This window comes from Jatrophihabitans sp., from assembly GCF_036388195.1.
Taxonomy (GTDB): domain Bacteria; phylum Actinomycetota; class Actinomycetes; order Mycobacteriales; family Jatrophihabitantaceae; genus Jatrophihabitans_A.
Genome location: NZ_DASVSG010000135.1, coordinates 1 through 23,788 on the forward strand (window position 1 = coordinate 1; position 23,788 = coordinate 23,788).

24 protein-coding genes and 1 riboswitch are annotated in these 23,788 nt (G+C 71.2%); of the genes, 13 read left to right on the forward strand and 11 right to left on the reverse strand.

Annotation, left to right across the window (positions count from 1 at the left end; translation table 11 throughout):
* Together VF612_RS13720 and galT are read left to right on the forward strand one after the other, a co-directional pair.
* Positions 1-746, forward strand: a 746-nt coding sequence (locus VF612_RS13720) for a DeoR/GlpR family DNA-binding transcription regulator (protein ID WP_408660412.1), incomplete at its 5' end; no start/stop codon positions are given.
* A complete protein-coding gene (galT, locus tag VF612_RS13725; RefSeq protein ID WP_408660413.1) occupies positions 743-1,822 on the forward strand; it encodes a galactose-1-phosphate uridylyltransferase in 1,080 nt (359 codons plus the stop codon). The genes VF612_RS13720 and galT, both read left to right, overlap by 4 nt.
* A gap of 6 nt (positions 1,823-1,828) precedes the next feature.
* Here the strand turns inward: galT and VF612_RS13730 are convergent, their stop codons facing one another.
* The gene (locus VF612_RS13730; protein ID WP_408660414.1) at positions 1,829-2,548 is read right to left on the reverse strand and encodes a MerR family transcriptional regulator; all 720 of its coding nucleotides are present in this window, start codon (positions 2,546-2,548) and stop codon (positions 1,829-1,831) included.
* Positions 2,549-2,722: 174 nt separating this feature from the next.
* Positions 2,723-3,220, reverse strand: coding sequence for a DUF2505 domain-containing protein (locus VF612_RS13735; protein WP_408660415.1), 498 nt, complete (start codon positions 3,218-3,220; stop codon positions 2,723-2,725).
* 112 nt (positions 3,221-3,332) lie between these two features.
* On the opposite strand from VF612_RS13735, the gene VF612_RS13740 reads away from it, so the two are divergent.
* Positions 3,333-3,461, forward strand: coding sequence for a hypothetical protein (locus tag VF612_RS13740; protein WP_408660416.1), 129 nt, complete (start codon positions 3,333-3,335; stop codon positions 3,459-3,461).
* Between the two features lie 5 nt (positions 3,462-3,466).
* Entirely contained in the window at positions 3,467-3,688 is a 222-nt protein-coding gene (locus VF612_RS13745; protein WP_408660417.1) for an FAD-dependent oxidoreductase, read from the forward strand.
* 268 nt (positions 3,689-3,956) lie between these two features.
* Here the strand turns inward: VF612_RS13745 and groL are convergent, their stop codons facing one another.
* Positions 3,957-5,582, reverse strand: a complete 1,626-nt coding sequence (gene groL, locus VF612_RS13750) for a chaperonin GroEL (protein WP_408660418.1) — start codon at positions 5,580-5,582, stop codon at positions 3,957-3,959.
* Positions 5,583-5,820: 238 nt separating this feature from the next.
* Here groL and VF612_RS13755 point away from each other — a divergent pair, with 238 nt between their 5' ends.
* Entirely contained in the window at positions 5,821-7,890 is a 2,070-nt protein-coding gene (locus tag VF612_RS13755) for a prolyl oligopeptidase family serine peptidase (RefSeq protein ID WP_408660419.1), read from the forward strand.
* Between the two features lie 102 nt (positions 7,891-7,992).
* Here VF612_RS13755 and VF612_RS13760 read toward each other — a convergent pair whose 3' ends face one another.
* From VF612_RS13760 to VF612_RS13775, 4 genes are all read right to left on the reverse strand, one after another.
* Entirely contained in the window at positions 7,993-8,196 is a 204-nt protein-coding gene (locus VF612_RS13760; protein WP_408660420.1) for a cold-shock protein, read from the reverse strand.
* A gap of 258 nt (positions 8,197-8,454) precedes the next feature.
* Positions 8,455-9,720 (reverse strand): threonine synthase, encoded by a 1,266-nt coding sequence (thrC, locus tag VF612_RS13765; protein ID WP_408660421.1) that lies wholly within the window; start codon positions 9,718-9,720, stop codon positions 8,455-8,457.
* A 15-nt stretch (positions 9,721-9,735) separates the two neighbouring features.
* Positions 9,736-9,917, reverse strand: a riboswitch (SAM riboswitch).
* 3 nt (positions 9,918-9,920) lie between these two features.
* A complete protein-coding gene (locus tag VF612_RS13770; protein ID WP_408660422.1) occupies positions 9,921-10,451 on the reverse strand; it encodes a LytR C-terminal domain-containing protein in 531 nt (176 codons plus the stop codon).
* Positions 10,452-10,518: 67 nt separating this feature from the next.
* Positions 10,519-10,845, reverse strand: a complete 327-nt coding sequence (locus tag VF612_RS13775; protein WP_408660423.1) for a DUF3263 domain-containing protein — start codon at positions 10,843-10,845, stop codon at positions 10,519-10,521.
* 234 nt (positions 10,846-11,079) lie between these two features.
* On the opposite strand from VF612_RS13775, the gene VF612_RS13780 reads away from it, so the two are divergent.
* The 4 genes from VF612_RS13780 (at position 11,080) to VF612_RS13795 (ending at position 17,391) form a co-directional block, all read left to right on the forward strand.
* Positions 11,080-11,412, forward strand: a complete 333-nt coding sequence (locus VF612_RS13780; RefSeq protein ID WP_408660424.1) for a WXG100 family type VII secretion target — start codon at positions 11,080-11,082, stop codon at positions 11,410-11,412.
* On the forward strand, positions 11,409-12,692 hold the full coding sequence (locus tag VF612_RS13785; RefSeq protein WP_408660425.1) for a hypothetical protein: 1,284 nt from the start codon (positions 11,409-11,411) through the stop codon (positions 12,690-12,692). Before VF612_RS13780 ends, VF612_RS13785 begins: the two co-directional genes overlap by 4 nt.
* 78 nt (positions 12,693-12,770) lie before the next feature.
* Complete coding sequence (locus VF612_RS13790) at positions 12,771-14,393, forward strand: long-chain fatty acid--CoA ligase (RefSeq protein WP_408660426.1); 1,623 nt, start codon at positions 12,771-12,773, stop codon at positions 14,391-14,393.
* Positions 14,394-14,817: 424 nt separating this feature from the next.
* Entirely contained in the window at positions 14,818-17,391 is a 2,574-nt protein-coding gene (locus VF612_RS13795; RefSeq protein WP_408660427.1) for a fibronectin type III domain-containing protein, read from the forward strand.
* 79 nt (positions 17,392-17,470) lie between these two features.
* Here VF612_RS13795 and VF612_RS13800 read toward each other — a convergent pair whose 3' ends face one another.
* The gene (locus VF612_RS13800) at positions 17,471-17,734 is read right to left on the reverse strand and encodes a hypothetical protein (protein ID WP_408660428.1); all 264 of its coding nucleotides are present in this window, start codon (positions 17,732-17,734) and stop codon (positions 17,471-17,473) included.
* Between the two features lie 16 nt (positions 17,735-17,750).
* On the opposite strand from VF612_RS13800, the gene VF612_RS13805 reads away from it, so the two are divergent.
* From VF612_RS13805 to VF612_RS13815, 3 genes are all read left to right on the forward strand, one after another.
* The gene (locus VF612_RS13805; protein WP_408660429.1) at positions 17,751-18,134 is read left to right on the forward strand and encodes a DUF4232 domain-containing protein; all 384 of its coding nucleotides are present in this window, start codon (positions 17,751-17,753) and stop codon (positions 18,132-18,134) included.
* Between the two features lie 79 nt (positions 18,135-18,213).
* On the forward strand, positions 18,214-19,242 hold the full coding sequence (gene mgrA, locus VF612_RS13810) for an L-glyceraldehyde 3-phosphate reductase (protein WP_408660430.1): 1,029 nt from the start codon (positions 18,214-18,216) through the stop codon (positions 19,240-19,242).
* A 183-nt stretch (positions 19,243-19,425) separates the two neighbouring features.
* Positions 19,426-20,679 carry an MFS transporter gene (locus tag VF612_RS13815; RefSeq protein WP_408660431.1) on the forward strand — a complete coding sequence of 418 codons (1,254 nt, stop codon included), beginning with the start codon at positions 19,426-19,428 and terminating at the stop codon, positions 20,677-20,679.
* Positions 20,680-20,707: 28 nt separating this feature from the next.
* Here the strand turns inward: VF612_RS13815 and VF612_RS13820 are convergent, their stop codons facing one another.
* Positions 20,708-21,451 (reverse strand): sulfite exporter TauE/SafE family protein, encoded by a 744-nt coding sequence (locus VF612_RS13820; RefSeq protein WP_408660432.1) that lies wholly within the window; start codon positions 21,449-21,451, stop codon positions 20,708-20,710.
* Between the two features lie 37 nt (positions 21,452-21,488).
* Here VF612_RS13820 and VF612_RS13825 point away from each other — a divergent pair, with 37 nt between their 5' ends.
* Positions 21,489-21,974: an NUDIX domain-containing protein gene (locus VF612_RS13825; RefSeq protein ID WP_408660433.1), complete on the forward strand. Its 486-nt coding sequence runs from the start codon at positions 21,489-21,491 to the stop codon at positions 21,972-21,974.
* On the opposite strand, the gene VF612_RS13830 is transcribed toward VF612_RS13825, so the two are convergent.
* The gene (locus VF612_RS13830; RefSeq protein WP_408660434.1) at positions 21,946-23,256 is read right to left on the reverse strand and encodes an MFS transporter; all 1,311 of its coding nucleotides are present in this window, start codon (positions 23,254-23,256) and stop codon (positions 21,946-21,948) included. The two genes, VF612_RS13825 and VF612_RS13830, sit on opposite strands and share 29 nt — an antisense overlap.
* Positions 23,253-23,771 carry a MarR family winged helix-turn-helix transcriptional regulator gene (locus tag VF612_RS13835; protein ID WP_408660435.1) on the reverse strand — a complete coding sequence of 173 codons (519 nt, stop codon included), beginning with the start codon at positions 23,769-23,771 and terminating at the stop codon, positions 23,253-23,255. The genes VF612_RS13830 and VF612_RS13835 overlap by 4 nt, the downstream gene beginning before the upstream one ends.
* Positions 23,772-23,788 lie beyond the last annotated feature (17 nt).

Sequence of the window (23,788 nt, forward strand, 5' to 3'; positions counted from 1 at the left end):
ACCAGGGCTACGTCTCCTCCCGCCAGGTCGCGCAGGACCTCCAGGTGTCCGACATGACGATCCGCCGCGACCTCGACCAGCTGTCGGCGGCCGGCGCGATCCAGAAGGTGCACGGCGGCGCGGTGCTCGGCAGCCATGTCACCGAGGAGCCCGGCTTCGAGGCCAAGAGCGGCCTGGCCCAGCCCGCCAAGCAGGCGATCGCCGCCCGTGCCGCCCGGATGATCGCGCCGGGAGCTGCCATCGCGCTGTCGGCCGGCACCACCACCTGGGCGCTGGGACGCTACATCGCCTCGATCCCCGAGCTGACCGTGGTGACCAACTCCACCGCGGTGGCCGACACCATCGGCGCGTCCGACGGCGCCAAGCAGACGGTGATCCTCACCGGCGGCGTGCGCACCCCGAGCGCGGCGCTGGTCGGCCCGGTCGCCGACACCACCATCCGGTCGCTGCACTTCGATCAGCTGTTCCTCGGCGTGCACGGCATGGACGCCGTGGCCGGTTTCACCACCCCGAACCTCGCCGAGGCCGAGACCAACCGGTCCCTGATCGAACGGGCGCAGGTGGTGATCGTGGTGGCCGACTCGTCCAAATGGGGGACGGTCGGGCTGGCCGACTTCGGCCCGCTGTCGACCGCCGACGTCCTGATCACCGATGACGGCCTGCCCGAGGAGGCACGTGCCGTGCTGGGCGACGCGGTCGGCGAGCTCGTTGTCGTGCCCGCCGCAACGGAAGGCAGCAGATCATGACCTACCGGCAGCACCAGGGCCTCGCCGACGGCCGGGACCTCTTCTACTACGACCTGGCCGAGGACGCCGACCGGGTAGCCACCGACACCCGGGAGCTGCCCGAGACCGCCACCTCGTCCCAGATCCGCTGGGACCCGCTGTTCAGCGAGTGGGCCGTGATCGCCGGGCACCGGCAGTCGCGCACCTACAAGCCGCCGGTCAGCCTCTGCCCGCTGTGCCCCAGCAAGGACGGCAAGGCCACCGAGATCCCGGCCGCGGACTACGACGTGGCGGTGTTCGAGAACCGGTTCCCGTCGCTGGCCACCGAGTCCGCCGAGTCGTTCGCCGTGGTGGAGGACTTCCCGTTCAGCTCCGGTCCCGGCACCGGGCGCTGCGAGGTGGTGTGCTTCACCAGCGACCACGACACCTCCTTCGCCCAGCTCAGCCAGCAGCACGCCCGGACGGTGATCGACGCCCTCGCCGACCGGACCGCGGAGCTGAGCCGGCTGCCCGAGGTGGAGTACGTCTTCTGCTTCGAGAACCGGGGCGAGGAGATCGGCGTGACGCTGTCGCACCCGCACGGCCAGATCTACGGCTACCCGTTCGTGCCGCCGCGGATGCTGCGGGCGGCCAAGGCCGCGGCGGACTACCGGGACGAGCACGGTGACTGCCTGCGGTGTGAGCTGCTGCGGCAGGAGATCAAGGCCGGCGACCGGATCATCAGCCGGACCGAGCACTGGACGGCGCTGGTGCCGTTCGCGGCCCGCTGGCCCTACGAGGCCAGGCTGATCGCCAACCGCCATGTCGGGAGCCTGCCCGAGCTCACCGAGGACGAGCGCGACGACCTGGCGCGCAGCTACCTGGACCTGCTGCAGCGCTTCGACCGGCTGTTCGACACCCCGACGCCCTACATCGCCGGCTGGCACCAGGCGCCGGTCCGGCAGTTCGCCGACAGCTGGCACCTGGGCACCGAGGTGTTCACCATCCGGCGGGCCGCGGGCAAGCTGAAGTACCTGGCGGGCTCTGAGTCCGGGGCCGCGGTGTGGATCAACGACGTCACCCCGGAGAGCGCGGCCGCCCGGCTGCGCGGGGACTGAGCGCTACTACGCCGATTCCGGCTGCTGGCCTCGACTGCGCTTCGGGGCCGGCTCCGGGTGGGCACGCCGGCTGCGCTTCGGCGCCGGCTCCTCCACCGGTTCCGCCTCGCCACCGAACCGGGCCAGGCTGACCGCCTCCTGCGCCGCCAGCCGCAGCTGGGCCAGCAGCTCGCCATAGATCACCGTGCCGACGGCGACGGTGTGGGCGGCCTCGGCCCTCGGCGCCTCCACCGGGATGTGGTCCATCTCGACCTCGGCGACCGCTCGGGCCGCGTCTGCCCACGGCCGGAGGCTTTCGGCGTCCACCGGCTCGCCCTCGCCCCGCAGCACGTCCAGCACCCGGGCCAGCGATTCCACCAGCGGCGAATCCGTGGTGAGCGTCCAGTCCAGATCGGCCAGCAGCTGGCCAGCGAGCTCGACGCCGACCTCGCTGGCCGATGCCGAGGTCTTGGCGCCGGCCACCGCCGTCTGGGTGACGCCCAGCAGGTCGAGCAGTGGCAGCTCCTCGTCGTCCACCGCGGCCAGCACCGTCCCGACGGTGGCCACCGGCAGGTCGGCGATGTCGCGCAGCGCCCGGATCAGCCGTAGCCGCTCCAGATGGGCGTCGCTGTACTCGGCCTGGGTCCGCGAGACCGGAGCGCCCGGCGGGAGCAATCCCTCCCGCAGGTAGAACTTGATCGTCGCGACCGGCAGGCCACTCTGCCGGGCAAGCTCTGAGATTCGCACGGGTCCCCTTTGACACAGTGGATAGCGGCGCCATCCTAAATTGAACAGTGGCACTATCTAAGAGAATCCCCGTGGCCTCCGCTCCCATCGCAGAGTCCATCACAGCCGATCACGACGCCGACGTGGTGGTGTTCCTGATCGGCATGCGGATCAACCGGTGGGCTGTCCGGGTCCTCAGCCGTTCTGGCGCACCCAGTCCTGCCCCACCCGCTGCTCGATGCGCAGCGCGGCCTCGATCACCTTCACGATCTCGGGCTCGATCTGCCGGCCCAGGAACGGGATGGCGACCTTGACCTCGCCGGTCACCAGCTCGGTCGAGCCCTTCGGCGCGGGTGAGAGCACCATCGAGCCGGTCATGGTGGCCGGCTGCCCCTTGACGATGACGTTCACCACCGCCGTCCGGACGCCGGTCGGCCCGGGCGGGCTCCACTGCTCCACCTGGCTGATCGAGATGCTGTCGCCGACGAACCTGCGGATGAAGTCGGGCACCTGCGGCGCCATCTCCCGCTGCACCTGAACCCGGGCGCCGCCGTCCGGCGTCTGCTCGATCGCGACCTGGAAGGACAGCGCCCCGGACTCCTGGCAGGCCCGTTCCCGGACGCTCTGCTCGACCCGGCTGGCGAAGATCTGCTCCACGGTGGCTGCAGAGGTGGTCTCGAGACGCATCTTCATAGCGAGATCATCTCCGATGAGGCGTCCGGCTTGTCCCAGGGGGTCGGCAGGGGGCTCGGCTCACGGTCTGGCATGGGGATCCGCCCTTCGCGCCGCTGCTAGCGTGGGCTGGGTGCAGCTGGAGCTACTCGACACCGTCCTGAACGAGGGCGCCCGCGGCTGGGACGGGTGGGCGGGCCCGGACGGCGAGCCCGGCCGGGTCTCCGGCCGCCGGTGGCGGTCAGCGCCGATCGCGGGCTAGCGGCGATGCGCGCCCAGGGTGCGGGTGATGCCGATGTCGTCATCGTGGGCGCCGGGCTGGCCGGGCTCTCGGCCGCCATCGAGCTGACCCGGGCGGGCCTGCAGGTGCTGCTGCTGGAGGCGGCCGAGCGGCCTGGCGGCCGGATCGTCACCGACTTCGTCGATGCGCCCGCCGCTGGACGTGCGCCAGCAGGTACGGCTGTCCGACACCCTGTTCGTGGCCGGTGACCACCGCGACACGGCGTCCCAGCAGGGGGCGCTGGCCTCTGGCGCCCGAGCCGCGGCCGCCGTCCGCAGGCAGCTCGCCGTCTAGCAGCGCGGTCCCGGGGGAGCTCGGCCGGCCCAGCGGCGCCAGCAGAAACTCGTCCGGCCCAGCGGCGCCAGCAGAAGCTCACCCGGCTCAGCGCCAGCAGAAGCTCGCCAACCAAAAGAGCTGGGCGGGCCCGGGTCCGAAGACCCGAACCCGCCCAGCGATGAACCTAGCGGTGAGCAGGACTTAGAAGTCCATGCCGCCCATGTCCGGACCGCCGCCGGCCGGAGCCGACGCCTTCTCCGGCTTGTCGGCCACCACGGCTTCGGTGGTCAGGAACAGCGCGGCGATGGAGGCGGCGTTCTGCAGCGCGGAGCGCACCACCTTCGCCGGGTCCGGCACGCCGGCGGCCAGCATGTCGCCGTACTCGCCGGTCGCGGCGTTCAGGCCGTGGCCCTGCGGCAGGCCCGCGACCTTCTCCGCCACGACGCCGCCCTCAAGGCCGGCGTTGATGGCGATCTGCTTCAGCGGAGCCGACAGCGCGACCCGGACGATGTTCGCCCCGGTGGCCTCGTCGCCGGTGAGCTCGAGCTTCTCGAACGCGGTGGTCGCGGCCTGCAGCAGCGCGACGCCACCACCGGCCAGGATGCCCTCTTCGACGGCGGCCTTGGCGTTGCGGACGGCGTCCTCGATGCGGTGCTTGCGCTCCTTGAGCTCGACCTCGGTCGCAGCGCCGACCTTGATGACCGCGACGCCGCCGGCCAGCTTGGCCAGCCGCTCCTGCAGCTTCTCCCGGTCGTAGTCGGAGTCCGAGTGCTCGATCTCGGCCCGGATCTGGTTGACCCGGCCCTGGATCTGGTCGGCGTCACCGGCGCCCTCGACGATGGTGGTCTCGTCCTTGGAGAGGGTGACCTTGCGGGCCCGGCCCAGCAGCTCCAGGCCTGCGGTCTCCAGCTTGAGGCCGACCGTCTCGGAGATGACCTGGCCACCGGTCAGGATCGCGATGTCCTGCAGCATGGCCTTGCGGCGGTCACCGAAGCCCGGAGCCTTCACGGCGACGGACTTGAAGGTGCCCCGGATCTTGTTGACGACCAGGGTGGACAGCGCCTCGCCATCGACGTCCTCGGCGATGATCGCCAGCGGCTTGCCGGACTGCATGACCTTCTCCAGCAGCGGCAGCAGGTCCTTGACGTTGGAGATCTTGCCCTCGTGGATGAGGATGTACGGGTCGTCCATCTGCGCTTCCATGCGCTCGGTGTCCGTCACGAAGTAGGCGCTGATGTAGCCCTTGTCGAAGCGCATGCCCTCGGTGAGCTCGAGCTCCAGGCCGAAGGTGTTGCTCTCCTCGACGGTGATGACGCCTTCCTTGCCGACCTTGTCCATCGCCTCGGCGATGAGTTCGCCGACGGTGGTGTCAGCGGCCGAGATCGAGGCGGTGGCAGCGATCTGCTCCTTGGTCTCGACCGGCTTGGCGACATTGAGCAGGTGCTCGGTGACCGCGGCGACCGCGGCCTCGATGCCCCGCTTGAGGCTCATCGGGTTGGCGCCGGCCGCGACGTTGCGCAGGCCCTCGCGAACCAGCGCCTGGGCGAGCACGGTGGCGGTGGTGGTTCCGTCGCCGGCGACGTCGTCGGTCTTCTTGGCGACCTCCTTGACGAGCTCGGCGCCGATCTTCTCGTACGGGTCTTCGAGCTCGATCTCCTTGGCGATCGAGACCCCGTCGTTGGTGATGGTGGGGGCTCCCCACTTCTTCTCCAGCACGACGTTGCGGCCCTTCGGGCCCAGCGTCACCTTTACTGCGTCGGCAAGGATGTTCATGCCGCGCTCGAGGCCGCGACGGGCCTCCTCGTTGAACGCGATCAACTTAGCCATGCGTGTCGTCCTTTACTTGACTCGTGCTGAATCACTGACCAGCCATCGACCGACCTGAGATGCCCGCGACGGCCGGCGCCCGTATCGGAGAGCGCCTCATCACGATCGGCTTAGCACTCACAGTACCCGAGTGCTAAGTCAGGTTTAGCACTCGGGTCCGACGAGTGCAAGGTTCTCGGCACGGCGCCGGAGCTCCCGCTCCCGCCGACCCGGCCGGGCGCCACGGCATACTGCCGGCATGAGCTTTCCCGAAACCCGGACGGTGCAGCAGGTGGACGACTTCCACGGCGTCGCCGTCGAGGACCCCTACCGGTGGCTGGAGGACCAGACCAGCGCCGAGGTCAGCGACTGGGCCCGCGCCCAGGCCGATGCCGCCGAGGAGTACCTGCAGGGCCTGCCCGGCCGCGCCGAGCTCGCGGCCCGGCTGGGCCAGCTGTTGGCGTTGCCCAGTTCGACCCCACCCTCGCTGCGCGGCGGCCGGTGGTTCCGGGTGACCAATGACGGCGTCCAGCAGCAGGCCGTCCTGCGGGTGGCCGGCGAGCCGATGGGCGAGGGCAAGGTGCTGGTGGACCCGAACCTGGCGGCAGCCGACGGCAGTACCTCGCTCGCCATCGGGGTGCCCGACCACAGTGGCGAGCTGATCGCCTGGTCCTATCAGGAGTCCGGCAGCGACTGGTTGCGGTGGCGGGTGCGCTCACTGGAGACCGGCGCCGACCTGGTCGACGACCTTCGGTGGGCCAAGTTCGTCGCACCGCAGTGGCTGGGCGACTCCAGCGGGTTCGTCTACGCGGTGGCCCCGCCGACCGATCCGGACGACATCTACTCCGCCCCCTCCGCTGCCCCGCGGCTGATGCTGCACCGGATCGCGACCGCGCAGGAGCAGGACGAGCTGCTCTTCGCGCTGCCCGAGCAGCCCAGCGCCTTGTTCCGACCCTGGATCGACGATCAGGGGCGCTGGCTGGTCATGGTCGTCAGCGACTCCGCGACCGACACCCGCTCGGTCTGGGCCAGGGACCTGAGTGAGCCGGGCAGCGAGCTTCGCCAGCTCATCGAGCCGACCCACACAGAGTGGGAGTTCGTCACCACGGTTCCTGCCGGGCTGGTCATGCGCACCGACTCCGGGGCCGCGCGCGGTCAGGTGGTGCTGGTGGACCCGCGGTCTGGTGAGTTCAGCACCCTGATCGCCGAGCGGGATGACCTGCTGCTCACTGCCGTGGCGGCGGGCAACGCGCTGGTCGTGAGCTGGCTGGCAGACGCGCGGTCGGCCATCACGGTGCACGACCTGGACGGCGACCAGACCGGCGGGATCGACCTCCCCGGCCTGGGCAGCGTCGGCGAGCTGACCGGCAGCACCGACTCGTCCCTGGTGCACCTGGCCTTCTCCTCCTACCAGGCGCCGACCCGGATCCTGGCGCACGACCTGGCCACCGGGAACACCTCGGTGGTCTTCGACGCGGCCGCCGGCACCCGGTCCCCGGACCTCGTCACCGACCAGATCTGGGTCACCAGCGCCGACGGGACGAGGCTGCCGGCTTTCGTGGTGCACCGGGCCGACATCACGCCCGACAACGGTCCGCATCCGTGCACGCTCTACGGCTACGGCGGCTTCAATGTCAGCGTGGCCCCGGAGTTCTCCCCCGGCATCGCCACCTTCGCCGAGGCCGGTGGGGTCTGGGTGGTGGCTACCCTGCGCGGCGGCGGCGAGTACGGCGCCGACTGGCACGACGCCGGTCGGCTGGCGCGCAAGCAGAACGTCTTCGACGATGCGATCGCCACCGCGGAGCACCTGATCGCCACCGGCTGGACGACGCCCGACCGGCTGGCCGTCAACGGCGGGTCCAACGGCGGGCTGCTGGTGGGCGCGCTGATGACCCAGCGGCCGGAGCTGTTCGCGGCGGCGGTTCCGCAGGTCGGGGTGATGGACATGCTGCGCTACGAGCGGTTCACCATCGGCTGGTTCTGGGCATCGGACTACGGGATGGCCAGCCGCAGCCGGGCCGAGTTCGACGTCCTGTACGCCTACTCGCCCTATCACCGGCTGCGTCCGGACGTCCGGTACCCGGCGACCCTGGTGATGACGGCCGATCACGACGACCGGGTCGTCCCGGCGCACAGCTTCAAGTTCGCCGCCCGGCTGCAGGCGGTCAGCCCACCGGACGCGGTCGCCTACCTGCGGGTGCAGTCCAGCGCAGGGCATGGCCTAGGGAAGTCGCGCTCGACCTTGATAGCCGAGCGCACCGACCTGCTGGCCTTTCTCGGCCACCACACCGGGTTGACCTTCGACCGGTTGGCCCCGAGGCCGGACTAGCAGCAGTGTTGACGGCGCGCAGGAGCAACAACCTCCGGGCGCCGTGGGCCGCGGGCTCGTCCCGTCGTCGATGACGGGACGAGGCCGCGGATCAAACCAGGCTCAGCCGACGACCTGAACGGCGTCGGCCTGCGGGCCCTTGGGGCCCTGGGCCACCTCGAACTGCACTCGCTGGCCCTCTTCCAGTGACCGGTAACCGTCACTCTGGATGGCGCTGTAGTGGACGAAGACGTCCTGGCCCCCGTCTACGGCGATGAAGCCGTAGCCCTTCTCGTTGTTGAACCACTTCACGGTGCCCTGTGCCACACTGCACTCCTTGCTGGCTTCCGACCGGGCCGCCACACCTCGTGGCGCCGGGGTCTTCGTTCCACGGTCCCGGCAGCTCAGCACACGTTGGCTGAATCAGCCGCCACCGTGGTCCTTCGTTGGCGAAACGCCCGTCACTCGACCAAGCGGCAAATTACCGGGTAGCGGGGCCCCCCGCCACCGGATCAGCGCATTTGCTGTCAGTTAGCTGCCGACGGTTACAGCGCGTTAATGTCCGAGCACCAGACGAGCACCAAATCAGAGCAAACCGGCGGCGCGCATGCCCTTCAGCGTGGGCGCGATGACCGCCGTGGGAGCCACCCGGCCGGCCACCGCGTCCAGGGTCTTGAGGCCGTCGCCGGTGTTGTAGAGCACCGTCTCGCGGCTGGGATCCAGCCGGCCGGTCTCGACCAGCTTCTTGCAGACCGCGGTGGTGACCCCGCCGGCGGTCTCGGCGAACACCCCGGTCGTCTGGGCCAGCAGCTGGATGCCGGCCCGGATCTCCTCGTCATCGACGTGGGCCATCGCGCCGCCGGTTGTGCGCACGGCGTCCAGGGCGTACGGCCCGTCGGCCGGATTGCCGATGTTGAGCGACTTGGCGATGCCGGTGGGGCGCACCGGCAGCACCGTGTCGCTGCCGGTCTCGAAGGCGTGCGCGATCGGCGAGCAGCCGGAGGACTGGGCGCCGTACACCCGGTAGTCCCGTGGCTGCACCAGCCCGATGGCGGCGAGCTCCTTGAACGCCTTGTGCACCTTGGTCAGCAGGGAGCCCGACGCCATCGGAGCCACCACCTGGTCGGGCAGCCGCCAGCCGAGCTGCTCGGCGACCTCGTAGCCCAGGGTCTTGGACCCCTCGGCGTAGTAGGGCCGGACGTTGACGTTGACGAACGCGGTCTCGGCGAACTCGTCGGTCTCGGCCAGCTCGCTGCAGAGCCGGTTCACGTCGTCGTAGGAGCCCTCGACCGCCACCAGGACGCCGCCGTAGACGGCGGTCTGGGTGATCTTGGCCAGCTCCAGGTCCGCGGGCACGAAGACGATGGACTCCATGCCGATCCGGGCGGCGTGGGCGGCGACGGAGTTGGCGAGGTTGCCGGTGGAGGCGCAGGCGATCCGGCGGAACCCGAGCTCGCGGGCGGCGGTGATCGCCACCGAGACCACCCGGTCCTTGAACGAGTGGGTCGGGTTGGCCGAGTCGTCCTTGATCCACAGCGGCGCGGTGAACCCGAGTCGGTCGGCGAGCCGGTCGGCCCGGATCAGCGGCGTCATGCCGGTGCCGGAGTCGACCCGGGTGGCCGGGTCCTGGCCGGCCGGCAGCAGGCCCGCGTAGCGCCACAGCGAGTGCGGGCCGGCCTCGATGCTCTGCCGGGTGACCGAGCCGAGCCGGCCGGCGTCGTAGCCGACCTCCAGCGGGCCGAAGCATTCGAAGCAGGCGTGCTGGGCGCCCAGCGGGTAGTCCGCGCCGCAGTTGCGACAGACCAGGGCAGAGGCCGGCGACGGGCTGGGACGGTGGATGGTTGCGGTCATGAAAGAGGCCCTTTCTCCTCATCTTTCCTGGGCCACCCGCGAACGCGGCGTGGCCAGGCCGGAGTTGGCACCTTCCGTGAGAGAGCCCTGCGCGAGGCACGGCCAGCGAGCTGGCCGGGCGCGTTAGTGCGCGCGGGTCTTTCGTGGTGGTTGCCGGGGCTTCAACGGGCCGGTCCCTCTGCCCCTCTGGATGAGCGGAACTATGAAGTTGTCTGCCCTTGACTGTAGTCATGGGTCAGGACGACGACGACGGGGCCCGAAGGCAGGCCGTCGAACTTCGGACGGACCCGCTGGATCACCGGGAACTGCACCTGCAGCGCCTCGGCGGCGGCCCGGGCGCCGGCGATCTCGGGGTCGTAGTAGGCCGCCGTGGACAGGATGTCGCCGTCGAACGTGCTGGTCTCGGTGACGGTCCAGCCAGCGCGCTGGAACAGCTGGGCAGCGCCGCGGGCGAGGGCGGGACGGCCGGTGTTGTCCAGCACGGTCAACGGGATGCGGGACTGGTTGCCCTGGGCGGCTTGGGTCGCGCGGGATCCGCCGTAGCCGGCAGCGCCGGCCACCGGGCTCTGCGATGCGGCCGGGCGTTCGGCCGCCGCGGCCGCCCCGGGCGCGCCTGCGGGTGGGCTTGCCAGCGGCCGCAGCAGGCCGGCTTGGCGGCCGTGGGGGTGGCCGAGCGCGGAATAGGCGATGAAGGCCAGCACCAGCCCCAGCACCAACAGCAGAGCGCCCAACAGCCGCTCAGCGGGTCGGTGGGTCGCAGGGGGTGGAGCGATATGGGCCACGGATGTAAATACTACGTCAAACTTCGATCCCAAGTCGCCGGGCAGACCGTTGCCGCTGACGGCTGGCGCGCAGCCTGCGCAGCCGCTTCACCAGCATCGGGTCGGCGGCCAGCGCTTCGGGGGTGTCGATCAGGCCGTTGAGAACCTGGTAGTAGCGGGTGGCCGACATGTCGAACAGTTCGCGGATGGCCTGTTCCTTGGCGCCGGCGTACTTCCACCATTGCCGCTCGAAGGCCAGGATCTCGCGGTCGCGACGGCTCAGGCCATCGCCGTCGACGGTGGCCGAAGACGGGTGCGCGCCGCCCGCTGCGGCGGCATCGTCGGCGGCGGACGCGGGTCCCATGCAGCCTCCCATCGGGGCGTGGCGGTCAGTGGCTGGCGGGTAATTGCACCGGTGTGATTCGCTGCCGCCATTCAACCACGCCGGTCTGTCAAGAATGCCGTCCGGTTGCCGTGTCGAAGCCGGCCCTGTCACCAACCCTGCCGCTGCGACCGGGGCCGTCCACAGCGGCGCGTGTCCTCCACAGATCTCCTCCGGCGGGACCGCCGGCGCCCCGCTGCGCGGCAGTGTCGAGCCATGCACCTCCCAGCGCCGATCCCGCTGCCGGATCTCGACCGGCTCGACCAGCTCAGCCGCGAGCTCGAGAGCGCCGCGGCCGAGCTGATCGGCGCGCGGTCGGCGCTGCGGTCCCGCGCCGAGGGGCTGCACTGGCACTCAGACGGGGCCCGCGCCTTCCAGGCCGTGCTGCACGAGCTGTTGGGGCAGCTGGGACGGTCCGGCTCGCGGCTGGCCGAGCTGGCTGCCGCGGTCCGGGCACACCGGCAGCGGGCGGCCGGGCACGCCGCTGCCGTGGCCCGGCTGGCGCACTCGGCGCTGGGCAGCGTCGACCGGGCGGTGCGAGGGCCGTGAGCGGCGTGGTCACCGTCTCCGGAGGCATCGGCTCGATCGCCGCCGACTTCGAGCAGCTGGCCGCCTTCGCCTCGGCGCTGGACGGGGCCGCCGACTCGATCGCCGGCATGCTCGGCATGCTGGCCCGGCGACTGGCCGATCCGGCGCTGATCGGCGCCGCAGTGCTCGATCCTGCGGGAGCGGCCGAGATCCTGGCGCTGGCGGGCGTCACGACAGCGGGGGCCGCGGCCACCCTGGCCGGTTGCCAGTCCCTCTCGGCCGGCCTGCGGCTGGCCGCCGGTTCCTACCGGGCGGTCGACGGGCTGGACCGGCGGATGGCCCCGGTGCTGGGGGCCGGATACCGGTTGCCCCTGGCGCTGGTCCCGTTCGCCGGGTCAGCCGCCCCGTCCGGCGTCGGCGTGCAGGCCGGGCTCAGCGCCGATCCGGCCCTGGTCGGCGTCGCGGTCCAGCTACTGACCTTCGCCGGCAGCGGCGGGCTGCCGCTGCCCGGGTCCACCGCCCGGCTGGCCGGCCTGCTGGCCACCCCGTTTCCCGACGGCGCGGCCGAGGTGAGCGTCCGGCCCGCCGCGCCGACCGGTGACGCCGGCGGGCCGCCTCGGGGAGCCGCCGACCTGATGCGGGCGCTGGCGCTGCGCGGCTCGCACAACGACGGCGGTGGCTCGATCGACGTGCGGACCCTCGACGGCGCCGGCGGACGCCGGGTGATCGTCGATATCACCGGCACCACGATGTGGAACTTCGACCCGGGACGCCGGACGCCCGAGGTCAGCGATGTCGGCACGAACCTGCGGGCGCTGGCCAACCGGTCCTCGGTCTTCGAACGCGGCGTGATCCAGGCGCTGCGGCTGGCAGGGGTGTCGCCGGGCGAGCCGATCATGCTGGTCGGCCACAGCCAGGGCGGCATGATCGCGGCCCGGCTGGCCGGGGAGCTCCAGGCAGCGGGATACACGGTGACGCACCTGGTGACCGCCGGTTCCCCGATCGGCCTGGCCGCGGTGCCCGCCTCGGTGTCGGTGCTGTCGCTGCAGAACCAAGGTGATGTGGTGCCCGAGCTGGACGGCGCGGACAACCCCCAGCGCGCGAACTGGATCACCGTACGGACCGATCACGGCGACAGCACGGTGCCCGGTCGGCACTCGGTGCGCTCCTACCTGGCCGGAGCTCTCGACATCGACGCCTGCGCCCACCCGGCGCTGGCGCACTGGCGCAGCGGCGCGGCCGGCTTCCTCGACGCCGACCGGGTCAGCACCCAGGTCTTCCAGATCAGGCGCGCGGGCTGATGGGATCGCTCGAGACCGCGCCGTCGCAGGCCCGCCGCGTGGTTGCGCGCGGACGCCGAGGTGCAGCAGGATCACCAGATGCTTGGGTTGATGCAGGACTTCCCCCTGACCATCGAGTACATCCTGCGCCGCAGCGAGCGGCTGTTCGGCAGCAGCCGGACGGTCACCACCCAGCTCGCGCAGGGCCAGGAGCGGATCAGCTTCGCCGGGCTGGCGGCGCGATCGCGCCAGGTGGCCGGCATCCTCGACCGGCTGGGCATCTCCGCAGACGGCCGGGTCGGCTCGTTCGGCTGGAACACCGCCAACCACGTCGCGCTGTATTTCGGCGTGCCAGGCACCGGACGGGTGCTGCATACCCTCAACATCCGGCTCTTTCCCGAGCAGCTGATCTACACCGTGGAGCACGCCGAGGACGAGATCGTCTTCGTCGACCGCTCGCTGCTGCCGCTGTTCGGGCAGTACCTGCCCAAGCTCGGCTGCGTCCGGCACGTGGTGGTCTTCGACGACGGCGCGCCCAGCCCGCTGCCCGAGGACCCCCGGGTGGTGCTGTGGCAGGACGTGGTCGGCGAGGAGCTCGACTACGCCGGCATGGTCACCGACGAGCAGACCGCGGCGGCGCTGTGCTACACCACCGGGACCACCGGCAATCCCAAGGGCGTGCTCTACTCCCACCGGTCCACCTACCTGCACACCCTGGCCACCCAGGTGCCCGCCACCTTCGCCATCAACGACGCCGACGTCCTGCTGCCGGTGGTGCCGATGTTCCACGCGATGGCCTGGGGACTGCCCTATGCCAGCGTGATGGCCGGCGCCAGCCTGGTGATGCCCGGCCCCGGCATGACCCCGGCGGCGCTGCTGGACCTGCTGGAGAACGAGCGGGTGACCCTGACCGCGGGCGTGCCGACCATCTGGATGGGAATGCTGCCGCTGCTGGCCGGCCGGGATCTGTCGGCGCTGCGCAGCGTGATCTGCGGCGGCTCCGCGGTGCCCAAGGCGCTGTCGGAGGGCTGGCGGGCGGCGATCGGGCTGCCGATCACCCAGGCCTGGGGAATGACGGAGCTGTCTCCGCTGGGCACCGTCTGCACGCTGCGCGCCGAGCATGCCAGCCTGCCCGAGGAGGAGAAGGCCGAGCTTCGCACGACCGTCGGGCTGCCCCCGAGCGGGGTGGAGATGCGGATCGTGGACCCCGACACCCGCGAGGAGCTGCCCTGGGACGACCACGCCACGGGCGAGCTGGAGACCCGCGGCCCGTGGATCGCCCGGCAGTACTACCGGACCGACGAGCCGGGCGAGCAGTTCTCTCCCGACGGCTGGCTGCGCACCGGCGATGTCGCGGCGATCTCCGAGCTGGGCTACCTGCGGCTGGTCGACCGCACCAAGGACCTGATCAAGTCCGGTGGCGAGTGGATCTCCTCGGTGGAGCTGGAGAACCAGATCATGGCGCATCCGGCGGTCGCCGAGGCAGCGGTGATCGCGATCCCCCATTCGCGGTGGATGGAACGGCCGCTGGCCTGCGTGGTGCTCAAGGCCGATCACTCGGCGGACAAGGCCGAGCTGCAGAGTTTCCTGGCCGGCCGGGTGGACAAGTGGGGCCTGCCGGACGACATCGTCTTCCTCGACGAGATCCCCAAGACCAGCGTCGGCAAGTTCAGCAAGCGGACCTTGCGGGAGCGGTTCGCCGACCTCCGGTTCGGCGACTGAGCACAGCCGGTCACCTGATCCAGCGCCGCCCGGGCGCCTCTTCGCCCCCGCCGTACGCCTTCAGGCAGGCCGGCGGTTGCCTGCCGAAAGGCGCTGCCGCGCGCTAACCCCCAGGTTTCTTAACTTGGGTTTTACGTCCGTGAGAACTAACGACAGGCTGCCGCCGGACGATGGGTCCAAGTGACGCAACGTAACTAGATCAGTGAGAGCGGCCTCCACCGGCTAGCTCACCCGGCCACTCGGCCAACCGACCGACACGGTCTTAAAGGTAACAATTTTACAACGCAGAGCGATCGTCCTGCTACGCATAGTTACGGTGCCGACTGTTACAGATGTGATCCAAGTGACCAGAGTGCTCTCACCCGTACCGGGTGGAGGACGCCCAGTCGCCTAGCGACTACCGGACAAGTCAGGACGCCGACCTATGTACGACAGTGCCCCGTTCATCTCGCGTCGCCGGCGGCTCAGCCGGGCCGCCAGCCCCGTCCGGTTGGCCGTCGCCGCCGGAGCCGTCGCGGCTACCGTGCTGGCGCTGTTCGCCCCGGCCGCCGTGGCCGTGACCGCCCAGAACCCGATCGGCCGCCTCGACGCGGCGATCCTCAGGCCGTCCGACGGGGTCATCGCCGTCGCCGGCTGGACCGCCGATCGCGACGCCCCGCTCGATCCGGTACGGGTGGAGATCTGGGACAACGGCGCCTACGTCTACGCGGTGATGGCCGACGACTACCGGCCCGATGTCGGCGCCGCGGTAGCCGGCGTGGGCCCGTTCCACGGCTACACCGTGCGATTCGCCGCCAAGAGCGGACTGCACCAGGTCTGCGCGCGGGCGATCAACCTCCTCGGCGGCGCGAACGTCCAGCTCGGGTGCCGCTCGGTCCAGGTCAACAACGACCCGGTCGGCGTCCTGGAGAAGGCCGTCCAGCAGCCGGGCGGCATCCTGCTCAGCGGCTACGCCCTCGACCTGAACCTCCCGACCAGCTCCGTCGTGGTGCGCAGCTACCTCGACGGCAGGTACGTCACCAGCCAGCTGGCCACCACCCCCCGCTCGGACCTGAGGACCAAGTACCCGACCGCGGGCCTGAACCATGGCTTCTCGCTCTTCACCCCCGCCGCGGTCGGCACCCACCAGGTCTGCGCCTACGCGATGAACATCGGGATCGGCACCGTCAACACCAAGCTCGGCTGCAAGACCGTGACGATGACCAGCAACCCGGTCGGCGCCTTCGAAGCCGTCGCGCAGCAGCCCGGTGGCTTCCTGGCCACCGGCTACGCCGTGGATCCCGACGTCACCAGCTCCATCTCGGTGCGGATGTACCTCGACGGCGTCTACACCGCGACCGCGGTAGCCAGCGGCGCCCGTCCGGACATGCTCGCGAAGTACCCGGGTTACGGCCAGAACCACGGCTTCTCGATCTCCACCCCCGTTCCGGCCGGCACCCACGAGCTCTGCGCCTACGCCATGAACGTCGCGGCCGGCGCCGTCAACACCAAGCTCGGCTGCCGCACCGTGACCCGGACCAGCGACCCGGTCGGCTCGACCGCCGGCATCGCCCGGGTCGGTACCACCGACGCCGTCGCGGTCTCCGGCTGGGCGCTCGACCCCGACTCCGCCGCGCCGATCACCGTCCAGGTCACCAGCGACGGGGTGGTCAAGAAGCTGCTGACCGCCAACCTCGCCTCGACCGGATCGCTCACCGCGTGGCCGCGCTGGGGCGGCAACCACGGCTTCTCGGCCACGGTCAGCCTCGACGGCTTCCAGCACCAGGTCTGCCTGGTGGCCGTCAACGCCGGCGCCGGCGTGAACTCCCCGCTGGGATGCAAGCTGCTCGCCACCACCGGCAGCACGTCGCCAGCCGCCCCGACGAGTCTGTCCGCCTGGCCGGGCAACGCCCGGGCCACCCTGAACTGGACCGCGTCCCGTGCGGTCACCTCGCCGGTGACCAGCTACCAGGTCACCGTCTCCCCGGGTGGGCGCGTGGTGACCTTCGCCGGAACGGCCGTCACCGGCGTGGTCACCGGCCTGACCAACGGCGTCCAGTACAGCTTCGCGGTGCGGGCGATCAACGCCCTGGGCACCAGCTCGGTGGCAGTGGTCAAGGCGACGCCGACGGCCATCACGCTGCAGCTGACCCCTGCCCCGGTCTCGACCAGCCACTACGTCCGCAACCTGACCGGGACCGCCACCACCGACATCGCCCTGATGCGCAAGATGGGCGCCGCCGACGCCAGCTACAACCCGTCCGGGCACAGATACCTGGTGCTGCTGCAGATCGGCGGCCAGGACGAGTACCGCAAGGGCACGCTGCTCTCGGCAACCTCCCGGTTCGTCACCTACGGCGCGGTGGTGACCGCGATGAAGGCCTACCTGGACGGCTATGCCACCACCCAGAAGCCCTCCGCGCCGCTGACCCTGGCGGTCGGCACCAACAACGACATCGATGTCAACTACGCGGCTGGCGTGTCCTGGGCGCGCAATGTGGTCAATCCGGTGGCTGCCTACGCGGCGTCCCGGTACCCGGGCATGGTGATCGCCGGCGCCAACGACATCGAGCCCGGTTTCTCCGCGACGGTGGCCGAAAGCCGCGCGTGGGTGTCGGGTTACCTCGCCGCCACGACGTCCAAGTACGTCTTCAACGGCTCGGCCGACGGATGCTCGACGTCGACGGCCGGAACCCGGTGCAACAACGGCTGGACGATGGCTGACATGCAGTGGGTCAGCGGCGGCGCAGCACCGAGCCGGACGATCAGCCTTCCGCAGATCTACAACTACGCGATGCCGCTGCAGTGGAAGTACATCTCGCTCACCGGAACCGCGGTGGGCAAGCCCAAGATCTACTTCGGCGGGCCGCTCACCGAGGTCACCGCGTGCGAGCAGGCCCGCACCTGCGACAGCATCTCCAACATCGATGCCTGGAACCGGCTGTGGAGCGCCATCTCGTCCACGGCGGCCACCAGGCAGTCGGAGATGCCGCACGGCACCGACCTGCGCATCAACTAGGGTCCGGAGCCATGATCATCAGCAGCCGTCGCTCCCACCCGGCTCAGCAGGCAGGCGCGGCTCAGCAAGTAGGCGCGGCTCAGCAGGCAGGCCCGCACCCGGTGCTCCGGCGCCGGGGGCTGGCCCTGCTGCTGGGCGCCACCGTCGTGCTGGGCGCGGCCTGCTCGCCGGCCAGGAGCTCGGACGCGCCGGTCGTCTCAGCTTCCTCAGCGGCCAGTTCCCTGGCGGCCAGCACGACGCCGACCACCGCGGCTGCGTCCTCGGCCACCCCGCCGCTGACCAGCGCTACGCCGACCACCGCGGCTGCGTCCTCGGCCACCCCGCCGCCCACCAAGCCGGTCACTCCTGCCCCGGCCACCGTGAGCCGCGTCAGCGGCTGCGCCACCTCGGCGCTGACCGTGGCCGCGCTGCGCGGCTCCGGAGCGGCCGGCCACCAGTACGCCTTCCTGCAGTTCACCAACAAGTCGGCCAAGCAGTGCTCGCTGACCGGCTTCCCCGGCGTCCAGCTGCTCCGGGGCGGCGTCCTGCTCGGCAAGCCCGCGGCCCGCGCGAACAAGCCGGCGACCACCGTTCAGCTGGCCCCCGGCCGCTCGGCCACCGCTCGGCTGGTCGGCGACTCGACCTGCAACGCCGAGAAGTCCGACTCCATCCAGATCTATCCCCCGAACCGGACCGAGAAGGTGGTCGTGCCGCTGTCGATACGTGGCTGCCCGCTCACCATCGACCCGGTCATCCCGAGCTGAGCACACTCGGCGGGGTGGCTAAGACCGGCCCCGTCGGCGGGTGGCGCTCCGCCCCCGCCGGCGGGTGCAGAATCGATACATGACCTACCTCGCCGCCGAAGACCGTTACGAGCACATGACCTACCGCCGGGTGGGCCGCAGCGGCATCAAGCTCCCGCTGATCTCACTCGGGCTCTGGTGGAACTTCGGCGACGATCGGCCGCTGGAGACCCAGCGCGCGATCCTGCGCCGGGCCTTCGATCTTGGCGTCACCCACTTCGACCTGGCCAACAACTACGGCCCGCCCTACGGCTCTGCCGAGCGGAACTTCGGCCTGATCTTCGAGCAGGACTTCCGGCCGTACCGCGACGAGCTGTTCCTGTCCAGCAAGGCAGGCTACGACATGTGGCCCGGCCCGTACGGCGACTTCGGCTCGCGCAAGTACCTGCTGGCCAGCCTCGACCAGTCGTTGCGACGGATGGGCGTGGACTACGTCGACGTCTTCTATCACCACCGCAACGACCCGGACACCCCGCTGGAGGAGACCATGGGGGCGCTGGACCAGGCGGTCCGCTCCGGCAAGGCGCTCTACGCCGGCATCTCCTCCTACTCTCCACAGCGCACCGCCGAGGCCGCCCGGATCCTGCGCGAGCTGGGCACCCCGCTGTTGCTCCACCAGCCGTCCTACTCGCTGCTCAATCGCTGGATCGAGGGCGGGCTGCTCGACACCGCGGCTGAGGTCGGCGCCGGCGTGATCGCGTTCTCCCCGCTGGCACAAGGGATGCTGACCGACAAGTACCTCGACGGGATGCCAACCGGCTCCCGGATGGCGGCCCAGACGTCGCTGCCGGCGGAGCTGCTCAGCGAGGAGAACCTGCAGCGCATCCGGGCCCTGAACGAGATCGCCGGACGCCGCGGTCAGTCGCTGGCACAGCTAGCACTTGCCTGGGCGGTCCGCGACGAACGGGTGAGCTCGGTGCTGATCGGCGCCTCCTCGGTAGGCCAGCTGGAGCAGAACATCGCCGCCCTGGAGAACCAGTCCTTCACCGACGAGGAACTGGCCGAGATAGACCAGCACGCCGTCGAGGGAGGCGTCGACCTGTGGCGGCGCTGGGTGGCTACTAGCTGAGCCACGACGCAGCAGCTGCCCGGCAGCTCCAGCCGTGCGATCGGCCCTCAGAAACCGGCCCTGAGCAACCAGCCCTCAGCACCACCCGAGCAACCACCCGAGCAACCATCCGCGCGGCTGGCGGGCCTGAGGCGCCGATCACGGCCGGGAATGCCGCGGGACCGGAAGGGGGTTGGCCTCTCCGTGACGACGTCTGCCTTCGGATCGGCCGAACTCAGCACCGCAGCCGTCGGCCCGTCCAGCCACCCGGGCCGGCATCGCGTCCTGATCCTGGCCGCAATCGTGCTCACCGGCCTGACCATGCGAGTCGCCGTCACCAGCGTCGGCGCCGTCCTGACCGACCTCCAGCGCGGCCTGCACGCCTCGTCCTCGGTGGCCGGCATCATCACCACGCTGCCGGTGATCGCCTTCGCCGGCATCGGCTTCCTCGGCCCGCGGCTGGCGCACCGATTCGGTGAGCACCGGCTGGTCACGGCGGCGCTGCTGGCCGCCACCACCGGCCTGGTGTTCCGGGCGGTGGCCGGCAGCGTCTGGCTGTTCGCGGTGCTCAGCATGCTCGCCCTGACCGGTGGCGCCATCGCCAACGTGCTGATGCCATCGCTGGTCAAGAAGCACTTCCCCGACCGGATCGGGACGATGACGGCGGTGTACACCACCGCCCTGGCGATCGGCATGACCGCCTCGGCCGGCCTCACCGCGCCGCTGGCCGAGCTCGGCGGCCAGAGTTGGCGGTTCGGGATCGGCTCCTGGGCGTTGCTCACCGCGGTCGCGGTGCTGCCGTGGCTGCCCACCCTCGCCGGGGACCGGCCGCAGCCCGAGACCCTGCCCGATCGGGTGCCGCTGAACTGGCTGCTGCGCAGCAAGCTCGCCTGGGCGCTGACCCTGATGTTCGCCACCCAGTCCTTCCAGGCCTACATCGCCTTCGGCTGGTTCACCGACTTCTTCCGGAGCCACCAGGTGGACGCGACCCGCGCCGGCCTGCTGCTGGCCTTCTATGCGGCGCTGTCCATTCCGGTGTCGATGGCGATCCCGGCGCTTGCGGTGCGCGGCCAGCGTCGCATCGTGGTCGGGCTGGCGGCCGTCACCGTGGTGTCGTACCTGGGGATGTTGGTGGCGCCGGTGGGTGGCGCCTGGCTGTGGATGCTGCTCGGCGGCGTCGGCAGCGGGATGTTCCCGCTGAGCCTGACGATGATCGGGCTGCGCTCCCGCGAGCTGGCCACCACCGCCGCGCTGTCGGCGTTCGTTCAGGGCATCGGCTACCTGCTGGCCGGCACCGGCCCGCTGCTGGTGGGGCTCCTGCTCGGCATCACCGGCAGCTGGACCTGGCCGCTGGTGCTGCTGATCCTCGCGGTCCTCGGCTCGGCCGCCACCGGCTGGTACGCCGGGCGCGACGAGTACGTCGATGACCAGCTGCACCGGCCCAGCACAGCCGGGTGAGCAGCGAAGTGACGGCACAGCCCGCCGCTCAGTAGGCCTGCAGCCCCAGCCTGATCGCGATCGCCACGCCGGCCGCGGCGATCAGCAGCCGCAACGGCTGGGCAGGCAGCCGGCGGACCACCAGCGGCCCCAGCCAGCCACCGGCGAAGAAGCCGATCGCCAGCGGCAGCACCGCCAGCCACACCACGTCGCTGAAGACGATGAACCCGAGCGCTGCGATCCCGTTGGCCAGCGCCAGCACCGTGTTCTTGATCGCGTTGCTGTTCGGCAGCGACTCGGCGGTCGCGAACAGCAGCAGGGCGAGCATCAGCACGCCGGCGGCGGCGCCGAAGTAGCCGCCGTACACCGACACGGCGAACACCCCGGCCACCACCCAGCGCGCATCGGAGCCGGTGTGGTGCTGCTGGGCCCGCGGCCGGGGGATCAGCACGCACAGCGAGGCCCCGCCGATCAGCACCGGCACCACCCGCTCGAAGGCATCGGCGGGGGTGACCAGCAGCAGCACGGCGCCGAGCGCGCCACCCAGCGTGCCGGCCACCCCGAGGACCCGCATCCGCTGGCCCTGCCCGCGCAGCTCCGGACGGGAGCCGAGCGTCGAGCCCAAACCGCTGAAGACCAGGGCCACGGTGTTGGTGACATTGGCGATCACCGGGCTCAAACCCGTGGCGAGCAGCGCCGGATAGCTGATCACCGACGCCAAGCCGGTCACCGCGCCGGTCAGCCCGGCTGCGACGCCGGCCAGCACCAGCAGCAGGAACTCATAGCCCGACATCGGCTCCAGCCTTTCACGAGCTGTCAGAATCTCCGCCATGGCAGCCAAGCGCAGTGCCGGAATCCTGCTGTTCCGCCGGCAACCGGACCTGCAGGTGCTGATCGGCCATCTCGGCGGGCCGCTCTGGAGCCGGCGCGACGCCGCTGCCTGGTCGATCCCGAAGGGCGAGTACGGCCCGGACGAGACGCCGCTGGACGCCGCCCGCCGGGAGTTCACCGAGGAGCTCGGGCTGCCGGTGCCCGCCACCGAATTCCTCGAGCTAGGCGTGGTGCGCCAGGGCGGCGGGAAGCAGGTGACCGCGTACGCCGCCGAGGCCGACCTGGACCTCGACCGGGTGGTGCTGGGCACCTTCGAGCTGGAATGGCCGCCCCGCTCCGGCAAGATCCAGCGCTACCCCGAGCTGGACCGGCTGGCCTGGTTCGCGCCCGAGGAGGCCCGCGACCGGCTGATCGCCGCCCAGCGGGAGTTCCTGGACCGGCTGGCCGAGCGCTTGCTCATGCCGCATCCGCCTGCTGCTGGCTAGCCGGGACGTCCTCAGGCCGCTTGCGGTGGAAGAGCCGGATCGGCGCGGCCTCACTCGGCTGCGTGGCGGGCTCCAGCCGGCGCAGCACCAGCGCGCCGAACCCAGCGGCTACCAGGCAGGCCGCAGCGCCCAGCGCCAGGCCGGCCCGGCCGCCGAAGTGCTCGCTGACCGTGCCCGCGATCGGCCCGCCGATCGGCGTCGAACCGAGGAAGGCCACTCCCCACAGCGCCATCACCCGTCCCCGCATGCTGGGCGAGGCGGCCAACTGCAGGCTGCTGTTGCCCTTGGCGAGAAAGCCGACGCTGGCTGCTCCCACCAGGGTCAGCGCTGCCAGCTCCAGGGGCAGCGTCGGGGCGGCGGCGGCCGCGGCGATGAGGATTCCGAACACGGCGGCGGAGTTGACCAGCGACCTGATGCCTACCCGGCCGCGCGCTGCCACCCACAGCCCGCCGACCACGGCGCCAAGGCCCATCGCCGCCGTCATGAAGCCGTAGACCTGCGGGCCGCCGCCGAAGGTCTCCTTCGCCACCACCGGCAGCACGACCTGGAATTCATAGGCCAGGCAGCCGATCAGGCCCATCATCGCCAGCGGCACGGCCAGCTCCGGGGTGCGCCGCACGTAGCGCAGGCCGGCCCGCAGCTGGCCCGGGGTCCGGCTGGCCGGCGGGGCCGGCCGCAGCGCGGCGGTGTCCAGGACGGCCAACGACCAGACCACGGCGACGAAGCTGAGCCCGTTGAGCAGGAAGCAGATCCCGAGCCCGCCGGTGGCGATGATCAGGCCGGCGATCGCCGGGCCGATCGCCCGGGCAGCGTTGACCAGCACCGAGTTCAGGCTGACGGCATTGCGCAGGTCGGCCGGACCCACCATCTCCAGCACGAAGGCCTGCCGTGCCGGGTTCTCGAAGCAGGTGTTCAGGCCGAGCAGCACGGCGAGCAGGTACACCTGCCACAGCCGGACCGCGCCGGTGACCGTGAGGACGCCCAGCGTCAGGGCAAGCACGCCCATCATCGCCTGCAACGCCATCATCAGCCGGCGCTTGTCGACCCGGTCGGCGACCACTCCGCCGTACGGGCCGAGCAGCAGCACCGGCAGCGTCTGCAGGGCGACCACCAGGCCGAGCGCCGTCGGGGAGCCGGTCAACTGCAGCACCAGCCAGGCCTGCGCGACGGTCTGCATCCAGGTGCCGATCAGCGAGATCGCCTGGCCGCTGAAGAAGATGCGGTAGTTCCGGTTGGCCAGTGCGGCGAAGGTCTGCCGGCTTGCTGCGGCGAACGAGGTCACCGGACGGCCAGCGTCGGCTGGGAGTCGGTGGCCAGGGCCTTCCCCGGCTGGGCCTTGGACGCTTGAGGCTTGGCCGGCTGGGGCCGGGTCAGCTGCTCGGCCAGCGTCTCCAACGCCGGCAGCGCGGCCAGCAGCTGGCTGGCCTGCTCCGCCGGCAGCCCGGTGAGCCGGGCGGCGAGCAACTGGCTGCGCTGCCGCCGCAACCGCTGCTGCAGCGACCGGCCGGCCGGTGTCGTCGAGACCCGGACGGCGCGCCGGTCATCAACGGCAGCCGACCGCACCACCAGCCCGTCGGCCTCCAGCTTGCCGAGCACCCGCGACAGCATGGTCGGGTTCAACCCCTCGATGTCGGCCAATTCTCCGATGCCCAGCGGGCCCAGCCTGGCGATGGTGCCGAGCACCGACAGCTGGGTGCGGGTCATGCCATCGCCGGAGACCTGCCGGTCCACCAACCGGGCGATCCGCGCCAGCGCGATCCGCAGCCGGTCCACATCCTCGCCACCGAATTGACCCATGCCTGTGCCGCTCCTCG